This window comes from Stenotrophomonas sp. TWI587, assembly GCF_039674145.1.
In the GTDB taxonomy this organism is placed as follows: Bacteria; Pseudomonadota; Gammaproteobacteria; order Xanthomonadales; family Xanthomonadaceae; genus Stenotrophomonas; species Stenotrophomonas maltophilia_AY.
Genome location: NZ_JBDJMW010000021.1, coordinates 1 through 8,609, shown reverse-complemented (window position 1 = coordinate 8,609; position 8,609 = coordinate 1). Strand labels below are relative to the sequence as shown.

The 8,609-nt window shown below is 62.8% G+C and carries 7 protein-coding genes, 1 tRNA gene and 1 pseudogene; all 9 read left to right on the top strand.

The window, feature by feature from the left end:
* A pseudogene (locus ABE464_RS18985) lies at nucleotides 1–110 on the top strand (elongation factor Tu); the annotation flags it as partial.
* 105 nt (nucleotides 111–215) lie between these two features.
* Nucleotides 216–291 (top strand) — tRNA-Trp (locus ABE464_RS18980).
* Nucleotides 292–335: 44 nt separating this feature from the next.
* Complete coding sequence (gene secE / locus ABE464_RS18975) at nucleotides 336–743, top strand: preprotein translocase subunit SecE (protein WP_346473195.1); 408 nt, start codon at nucleotides 336–338, stop codon at nucleotides 741–743.
* A gap of 10 nt (nucleotides 744–753) precedes the next feature.
* Nucleotides 754–1,314, top strand: coding sequence for a transcription termination/antitermination protein NusG (gene nusG, locus ABE464_RS18970; protein WP_019186115.1), 561 nt, complete (start codon nucleotides 754–756; stop codon nucleotides 1,312–1,314).
* A 243-nt stretch (nucleotides 1,315–1,557) separates the two neighbouring features.
* Nucleotides 1,558–1,986 (top strand): 50S ribosomal protein L11, encoded by a 429-nt coding sequence (rplK, locus tag ABE464_RS18965; protein WP_019186116.1) that lies wholly within the window; start codon nucleotides 1,558–1,560, stop codon nucleotides 1,984–1,986.
* Nucleotides 1,987–1,990: 4 nt separating this feature from the next.
* Complete coding sequence (rplA, locus tag ABE464_RS18960) at nucleotides 1,991–2,689, top strand: 50S ribosomal protein L1 (protein ID WP_121044663.1); 699 nt, start codon at nucleotides 1,991–1,993, stop codon at nucleotides 2,687–2,689.
* Nucleotides 2,690–3,076: 387 nt separating this feature from the next.
* Nucleotides 3,077–3,610 carry a 50S ribosomal protein L10 gene (gene rplJ, locus ABE464_RS18955; RefSeq protein WP_123728446.1) on the top strand — a complete coding sequence of 178 codons (534 nt, stop codon included), beginning with the start codon at nucleotides 3,077–3,079 and terminating at the stop codon, nucleotides 3,608–3,610.
* Nucleotides 3,611–3,672: 62 nt separating this feature from the next.
* Nucleotides 3,673–4,041 (top strand): 50S ribosomal protein L7/L12, encoded by a 369-nt coding sequence (gene rplL / locus ABE464_RS18950; RefSeq protein WP_019186119.1) that lies wholly within the window; start codon nucleotides 3,673–3,675, stop codon nucleotides 4,039–4,041.
* A gap of 296 nt (nucleotides 4,042–4,337) precedes the next feature.
* Nucleotides 4,338–8,492 (top strand): DNA-directed RNA polymerase subunit beta, encoded by a 4,155-nt coding sequence (gene rpoB / locus ABE464_RS18945; RefSeq protein WP_346473194.1) that lies wholly within the window; start codon nucleotides 4,338–4,340, stop codon nucleotides 8,490–8,492.
* Nucleotides 8,493–8,609 lie beyond the last annotated feature (117 nt).

Genomic DNA, 8,609 nt, shown 5'->3' with positions numbered 1-8,609 from the left:
TGGTTGTCACCCTGATCAACCCGGTCGCCATGGATGAAGGCCTGCGCTTCGCGATCCGCGAAGGCGGCCGTACCGTCGGCGCCGGCGTGGTCTCCAAGATCATCGCGTAATACTGCAATACCGGCGGTCGCATAGCGCTGCTGCCGGTCTCGCGAGTGGCGGGCCGGGAACCTCGGTCCGCCTTCGCCGTCTTAGGGAAGGCAAGTTTTTTCAGTACGCCAGTAGCTCAATTGGCAGAGCAGCGGTCTCCAAAACCGCAGGTTGGGGGTTCGAGTCCCTCCTGGCGTGCCACTTCTCCCTTCCAGCGGCTATGCCGCCACAGCAGCCAGAGCCGGATGAACAGCAAGATCGAGCATTCCAAAGACAACGCCTCCACCGGAGGTGACATCGTCAAGTACGCCGTCGCAGCGATCCTGGTGCTGGCGGGTCTTTTTGCTTGGTATTGGTTCGGTGCTCCTGAGCATGCCTCCCAGAGTGCATGGGCCGGTCCGCTTCGCGGTCTGGCCGTTGTCGTTGGCCTAGTGGCCGGCCTTGGCGTGTTCCTGCTGACCGGCAAGGGTCGCGACACGCGGGAATTCCTTTCCGAATCGCGTTTCGAACTGCGCAAGGTGGTCTGGCCGACGCGCCAGGAAGCCATTCGCATGACCTGGGTGGTGATCGTTGTGGTGATCATCCTCAGCCTGCTGCTGGGCGGATTTGACTTCGTGATTCAGAAAGCGACCCAGTGGTTCCTGGGTCGATAAGGAGAAACCAGTGAAGCGTTGGTACGTCGTTCACGCCTATTCGGGCTTCGAAAAGTCGGTGGCGCAGGCTCTGCGCGATCGCATCGTGCGTGACGAGATGCAGGAGCGCTTCGGTGACGTCCTGGTCCCGACCGAGGAAGTGGTTGAAATGCGCGCCGGCCAGAAGCGCCGTTCCGAGCGCAAGTTCTTCCCGGGCTACGTGCTGGTCCAGATCGAGACCCACGAAGAAAACGGCATCCCGCGCATCGACAACGAAAGCTGGCATCTGGTCAAGGACACCTCCAAGGTGATGGGCTTCATCGGCGGCACCGCCGATCGTCCGCTGCCGATCCGTGATGAAGAGGCTGCCGCCATTCTGGACCGCGTTCAGGAAGGTGTGGAAAAGCCCCGTCCGAAGGTGCTGTTCGAGCCGGGCCAGATGGTCCGTGTCACCGAAGGTCCGTTCAACGACTTCAACGGTGTGGTCGAAGAGGTCAACTACGAGAAGAGCCGTCTGCGCGTCTCCGTGCTGATCTTCGGTCGCGCCACGCCGGTCGAGCTGGAGTTCGGTCAGGTCGAAAAGGCCGTCTGAGCCTGCGGGCACTGGGTTCCGGGCGGCCGCCCGGAACCTGAACGCCCTGCGCCCGCCCGCCGTTAGGCAAGGGTGGAAAAAACCTGATATAGTGCACGGCTTCCTGCCAGGAAGCTGGCAAAAAGCAAGGGCCGCCGCGAGGTGGCCTTCTGCGTGAATTCAAAACGCGATGCCGGGACGCGTGATTCCCGGTCCGATGGGGAGCCTGTTGTCGTAAGGCGCTAGCACCCGGAGAGCATACTCATGGCAAAGAAAGTTGTCGGTTATATCAAGCTGCAGGTGAAGGCCGGTCAGGCCAACCCCTCGCCGCCGGTCGGTCCTGCGCTGGGTCAGCGTGGCCTGAACATCATGGAATTCTGCAAGGCCTTCAATGCCGCCACGCAGAAGCTGGAGCCGGGTCTGCCGGTGCCGGTCATCATCACGGCCTACTCGGACCGTACCTTCACCTTCATCACCAAGAGCACCCCGGCTGCCGTGCTGCTCAAGAAGGCTGCAGGCATCTCGTCGGGCTCCAAGCGCCCGAACACCGAGAAGGTGGGCAAGGTGACCCGCAAGCAGCTCGAAGAGATCGCCAAGACCAAGGAAGCAGACCTGACGGCTGCCGATCTGGATGCCGCGGTGCGCACCATCGCCGGTTCTGCCCGTTCCATGGGCCTCGTGGTAGAGGGTTAAGAAGATGGCACAGACCAAGCGTGAGAAGGCCATCAAGGCCGCCGTCGTCCCGGGCAAGGCATATGCCTTCGAGGACGCCATCAAGATCCTGAAGACCGCTACCAAGGCCAAGTTCGTCGAGTCCTTCGACGTCGCTGTGCGCCTGGGCGTGGACGCCAAGAAGTCCGACCAGCAGGTGCGCGGTTCCACCGTGCTGCCGTCCGGTACCGGCAAGAGCGTGCGCGTTGCCGTCTTCGCACCGGCCGGTGCCAAGGCTGACGAAGCCCTGGCCGCTGGCGCCGAAGCCGTGGGCATGGACGACCTGGCCGAGAAGATGCAGGCCGGCGATCTGAACTACGACGTCGTCATCGCGACCCCGGACGCCATGCGCGTCGTGGGTAAGCTGGGCACCGTGCTCGGCCCGCGCGGCCTGATGCCGAACCCGAAGGTCGGCACCGTGTCGGCCAACCCGGGCGAAGCCGTCAAGAATGCCAAGTCGGGTCAGGTGCGTTACCGCACCGACAAGGCCGGCATCATCCATTGCACCATCGGCAAGGCCGACTTCGCCGAAGACGCGCTGAAGTTGAACCTGCAGGCGCTGCTGATGGATCTGGTCAAGGCCAAGCCGGCCACCTCGAAGGGCACCTACCTGCAGAAGGTTTCGGTCAGCTCGACGATGGGCCCGGGCGTGACCATCGACCAGTCCTCGCTGTCGCTGAAGTAATCGTTTCAAGCGGGTACCGGGCCCAGGTCCGGTACCCGCGATATTTGAAGGCAATCCGAGCGGGGTCCGCCCTGCAGAGATAGCCGTCAAAGACCGCAGGCGCGGTCAGTACATACTGGCGACGGGCAGGGATGCTCGCATTGGCAGGGAGTCGCCGCCGGCGCAGTACCGAACGCTTAATCGATTCTTTCGGGAATCACCCTGCGTAGATGGTGCCCTTCTGGAGTTTTTCTGGTTTACGCACGTCTGGGTTCTCCCAGGTTGGCCATCCAGGTCTAGAACGGCCCACCCTTGGAACATCACCTGATGTTCCCGGCGTCCAGGATGGATGCCGCCCAGGACCGCACACGGCAGGAGCCGTAAGCGGAGTTCAATTGGAGGAGTGCAATGGCTCTCAATCTGTCCCAGAAGCAAGAAGTAGTCGCCGAGCTGGCAGACGTCGCCGCCAAGGCCCACTCCTTGATCGCAGCCGAATACGCTGGCACCACGGTCTCCCAGATGACCGCGATGCGCAAGCAGGCACGCGAAACCGGCGTTTTCTTGAAAGTTGTCAAGAACACGCTGGCGGCACGTGCAGTGGAAGGTACCGAATACGAATGCGCCAAAGACGCACTCGTCGGTCCGCTGCTGTACGCGTTCTCGCTCGAGGAGCCCGGCGCAGCCGGTCGCCTGATCAAGGATTTTGCCAAGACCAACGACAAGCTGCAGGCAAAGGTCGTGGCCATCGGCGGGGAACTGTTCCCGGCTGGCCATGTCGACGTGCTGGCCTCGCTGCCGACCCGTGATCAGGCCCTGGCCATGCTGGCCCGCGTCCTGGCCGAGCCGGTCACGATGTTCGCCCGCGCCGTCAAGGCCGTGGCCGACAAGCAGGGTGGCGGTGAAACCGCTGACGCTGCCGAGCCGGTCGCCGAAACCGCCTGAGTCGACGTTTCCGTGGTTCCTGACGGAACCTCAACCCAGAAAATTATCCAAAGGTAATCAAAATGTCCCTTACCAACGAACAGATCGTCGACGCCATCGCCGAGAAGTCCCTGATGGAAGTGATGGAGCTGGTCAAGGCCATCGAAGAGAAGTTCGGCGTCTCCGCCGCTGCTCCGGTCGCCGCTGCTGCTGCAGCTGGCCCGGCTGCCGCTGTTGAAGAGCAGACCGAATTCGACGTCATCCTGAAGTCGGCCGGCGACAAGAAGGTCGAAGTCATCAAGGCTGTCCGCGCCATCACCGGCCTGGGCCTGAAGGAAGCGAAGGATCTGGCAGAAGCCGGCGGCATGATCAAGGAAGCCGCTTCGAAGGACGACGCTGCCAAGTTCAAGAAGGACCTGGAAGCTGCTGGCGCGACTGTCGAAGTCAAGTAAGCAGTTCCTTGCCTCGCCATCGAAACACGGCGATGCAGCCAAGGCTGGGGGCGTAAGCCCCCGGCCTTTGGTCGTTTCACGCAACACCCGAAATACGAGCCCAACACGGGCTGCGGTCATCCCCTGCTACAGCGGCGCCCAGGCGCGCGGGCAGGGGAGTGGATGCAGACGAGTTGGCAGTTGGAAGTAGCGGGAGAAGGCGTGCTGGTGCCGGCAATACCAGCGACTTCCAACTGACAATTTCAGTTTCCCCTCGGGTCGTGGACGCACGATCCGCACAGCCAAGGTGATACCTCATGACGTCTTATTCGTTCACCGAAAAGAAGCGTATCCGCAAGGATTTCGGCAAGCAGCGCTCGATCCTCGAAGTGCCGTTCCTGCTTGCCATCCAGGTCGATTCCTACCGTGAATTCCTGCAGGAAAACGTCGATCCGGCCAAGCGCACGGACCACGGCCTGCATGCCGCCCTGAAGTCGGTGTTCCCGATTTCCAGCTACAGCGGCAACGCTGCCCTGGAATACGTCGGCTACAAGCTCGGCGATCCTGTCTTCGACGAGCGCGAGTGCCGCCAGCGTGGCATGAGCTACGGCGCGCCCCTGCGCGTGACCGTGCGCCTGGTGATCTACGACCGTGAGTCGTCCACCAAGGCCATCAAGTACGTGAAGGAGCAGGAGGTCTACCTCGGCGAAATCCCGCTGATGACCGACAACGGCACCTTCATCGTGAACGGTACCGAGCGCGTGATCGTCTCGCAGCTGCACCGTTCGCCGGGTGTGTTCTTCGACCACGACCGTGGCAAGACCCACAGCTCGGGCAAGCTGCTGTACAGCGCCCGCATCATCCCGTACCGCGGCTCCTGGCTGGACTTCGAGTTCGACCCGAAGGATGCCCTGTTCACCCGTATCGATCGTCGCCGCAAACTGCCGGTGTCGATCCTGCTGCGTGCGCTGGGCTACAGCAACGAAGAGATGCTGGCCGAGTTCTTCGAGATCAACACGTTCCACATCAACCCCGATGAAGGCGTGCAGCTGGAGCTGGTCTCCGAGCGCCTGCGTGGCGAGACCCTGAACTTCGACCTGGCCGACGGTGACAAGGTCATCGTGGAAGCCGGCAAGCGCATCACCGCGCGTCACGTCAAGCAGCTGGAAGCCTCGGGCATCGCCGCCCTGGCCGTCCCGGACGATTACATCGTCGGCCGCATCCTGTCGCACGACGTGGTCGATGCCAACACCGGCGAGCTGCTGGCCCAGGCCAACGACGAAATCACCGACGAGCAGCTGCAGGCCTTCCGCAAGGCCGGTGTGGATGCCGTGGGCACCCTGTGGGTGAACGATCTGGATCGTGGCCCGTACCTGTCCAACACCCTGCGCATCGATCCGACCAAGACCCAGCTCGAAGCCCTGGTCGAAATCTACCGCATGATGCGTCCGGGCGAGCCGCCGACCAAGGACGCTGCGCAGAACCTGTTCCACAACCTGTTCTTCACCTTCGAGCGCTACGACCTGTCCACGGTCGGCCGTATGAAGTTCAACCGCCGTGTCGGCCGCAAGGCTGTCACCGGCGAAGCCGTGCTGTACGACCGCAAGTACTTCGGTGAGCGCAACGACGAAGAGTCCAAGCGCCTGGTCGCCGAGCACGCCGACACCTCCGACATCCTGGAAGTGATCAAGGTCCTGACCGAGATCCGCAACGGTCGTGGCGTGGTCGATGACATCGATCACCTGGGCAACCGTCGCGTGCGTTCGGTCGGTGAAATGGCCGAGAACGTGTTCCGCGTGGGCCTGGTCCGCGTCGAGCGCGCGGTCAAGGAGCGCCTGTCGATGGCCGAGTCCGAAGGCCTGACCCCGCAGGAGCTGATCAACGCCAAGCCGGTCGCCGCAGCCATCAAGGAGTTCTTCGGCTCCTCGCAGCTGTCCCAGTTCATGGATCAGAACAACCCGCTGTCGGAAGTGACGCACAAGCGTCGCGTCTCGGCCCTGGGCCCGGGCGGTCTGACCCGCGAACGCGCCGGCTTCGAAGTGCGCGACGTGCATCCGACCCATTACGGCCGCGTCTGCACCATCGAAACGCCGGAAGGCCCGAACATCGGCCTGATCAACTCGCTGGCCGTGTACGCCCGCACCAACCAGTACGGCTTCCTCGAGACCCCGTACCGCAAGGTCGCTGACGGCAAGGTCTCCGACGAGATCGAATTCCTCTCGGCCATCGAAGAAAACGAGTACGTCATCGCCCAGGCCAACGCCCTGACCGATGCCAAGAGCATGCTCACCGAGCAGTTCGTGCCGTGCCGTTTCCAGGGTGAGTCGCTGCTCAAGCCGCCGGCAGAAGTCCACTTCATGGACGTCTCGCCGATGCAGACCGTGTCGATCGCTGCCGCGCTCGTCCCGTTCCTGGAGCACGATGACGCCAACCGCGCACTGATGGGCGCCAACATGCAGCGTCAGGCCGTGCCGACCCTGCGTGCCCAGAAGCCGCTGGTGGGTACTGGTATCGAACGCGCCGTGGCCCGTGACTCGGGTGTGACCGTGAACGCCCGTCGTGGCGGCGAGATCGTGCAGATCGACGCCGGCCGCATCGTGGTCAAGGTCAACGAAGTGGAGATCACCGACGCGACCGACGCCGGCGTGGATATCTACAACCTGATCAAGTACACCCGTTCCAACCAGAACACCTGCATCAACCAGCGTCCGCTGGTGGAAGTGGGCAACGTGGTGGCGCGTGGCGACGTGCTGGCTGACGGTCCGTCCACCGACATCGGTGAGCTGGCCCTGGGCCAGAACATGCTGATCGCCTTCATGCCGTGGAACGGCTACAACTTCGAAGACTCCATCCTGCTTTCCGAGCGTGTGGTGGAAGAGGATCGTTACACCACGATCCACATCGAAGAGCTGACCTGCGTTGCGCGTGACACCAAGCTGGGGCCGGAGGAAATCTCCGCCGACATCCCGAACGTCTCCGAGCAGGCGCTGAACCGTCTGGACGAGAGCGGCGTGGTGTACATCGGTGCCGAAGTCCGCGCCGGCGACATCATGGTCGGCAAGGTCACCCCGAAGGGCGAAAGCCAGCTGACCCCGGAAGAGAAGCTGCTGCGCGCGATCTTCGGCGAGAAGGCCTCGGACGTGAAGGACAGCTCGCTGCGCGTGCCGCCGGGCATGGACGGCACCGTCATCGACGTGCAGGTCTTCACCCGCGACGGTATCGAGAAGGACAAGCGCGCCCGTCAGATCGAAGAGTCTGAAATCAAGCGCGTCAAGAAGGACTTCGACGACCAGTTCCGCATCCTGGAAGGCGCCATCTACGCCCGTCTGCGTTCGCAGATCGTGGGCAAGGTGGTCAACGGCGGTGCCAACCTGAAGAAGGGCGACACCGTTACCGACGCCTACCTGGATGGCCTGAAGAAGGCCGACTGGTTCGCGCTGCGCATGAAGGACGAGGACGCCTCCGAAGCCATCGAACGCGCCCAGAAGCAGATCCAGGCGCACGAGAAGGAATTCGAGCGTCGCTTCGCCGACAAGCGCGGCAAGATCACTGCGGGCGATGATCTGGCGCCGGGCGTGCTGAAGATGGTCAAGGTGTTCCTGGCCGTGAAGCGTCGCATCCAGCCGGGTGACAAGATGGCAGGCCGCCACGGCAACAAGGGTGTGGTCTCCAACGTGGTGCCCGTCGAGGACATGCCGTACATGGCCTCGGGCGAGACCGTGGACATCGTGCTGAACCCGCTGGGCGTGCCGTCGCGTATGAACATCGGCCAGATTCTGGAAGTGCATCTGGGCTGGGCCGCCAAGGGCCTGGGTCGCAAGATCCAGGGCATGCTGGAAGCCCAGGCCGCGATCAACGACCTGCGCAAGTTCCTGGACGAGGTGTACAACCACGACAAGACCCAGCACGCCAACCATGTCGACCTGACCCAGTTCAGCGACGAGGAGCTGCTGCGCCTCGCCGCCAACCTGACCGACGGCGTGCCGATGGCAACGCCGGTGTTCGACGGTGCGACCGAAGCCGAGATCAAGCACATGCTTGCCCTGGCCGACCTGCCGCTGAGCGGCCAGACCCAGCTGTATGACGGCCGTACCGGTGAGGCATTCGATCGCCACACCACCGTGGGCTACATGCACTACCTGAAGCTGAACCACCTGGTCGACGACAAGATGCACGCCCGTTCGACCGGTCCGTACTCGCTCGTTACCCAGCAGCCGCTGGGCGGCAAGGCGCAGTTCGGTGGCCAGCGCTTCGGTGAAATGGAAGTCTGGGCGCTGGAAGCCTACGGCGCGGCCTACACCCTGCAGGAAATGCTGACGGTGAAGTCCGATGACGTGCAGGGCCGCAACCAGATGTACAAGAACATCGTCGACGGTGAGCACGAGATGGTCGCGGGCATGCCGGAATCCTTCAACGTGCTCGTGAAGGAAATCCGCTCGCTGGCCATCAACATGGAACTGGACGGCAACTGATCGCGCAGGCGGGGGGGGCCCCGCCCCCCCCCCCCCCCCACAGAAACCCACAACCCCCCCACCACAAAAAAAACAAAAAAGGAAAAAACAAAAAAAAAAATAAAAAACACAAAAAAA

Bases quoted from the DNA above. Each gene is read 5' to 3' on its own strand.
- secE (WP_346473195.1), top strand. From the start codon at position 336: ATGAACAGCAAGATCGAGCATTCCAAAGACAACGCCTCCACCGGAGGT.
- rplJ (WP_123728446.1), top strand. From the start codon at position 3,077: ATGGCTCTCAATCTGTCCCAGAAGCAAGAAGTAGTCGCCGAGCTGGCA.
- rplL (WP_019186119.1), top strand. From the start codon at position 3,673: ATGTCCCTTACCAACGAACAGATCGTCGACGCCATCGCCGAGAAGTCC.
- rplA (WP_121044663.1), top strand. From the start codon at position 1,991: ATGGCACAGACCAAGCGTGAGAAGGCCATCAAGGCCGCCGTCGTCCCG.
- rpoB (WP_346473194.1), top strand. From the start codon at position 4,338: ATGACGTCTTATTCGTTCACCGAAAAGAAGCGTATCCGCAAGGATTTC.
- rplK (WP_019186116.1), top strand. From the start codon at position 1,558: ATGGCAAAGAAAGTTGTCGGTTATATCAAGCTGCAGGTGAAGGCCGGT.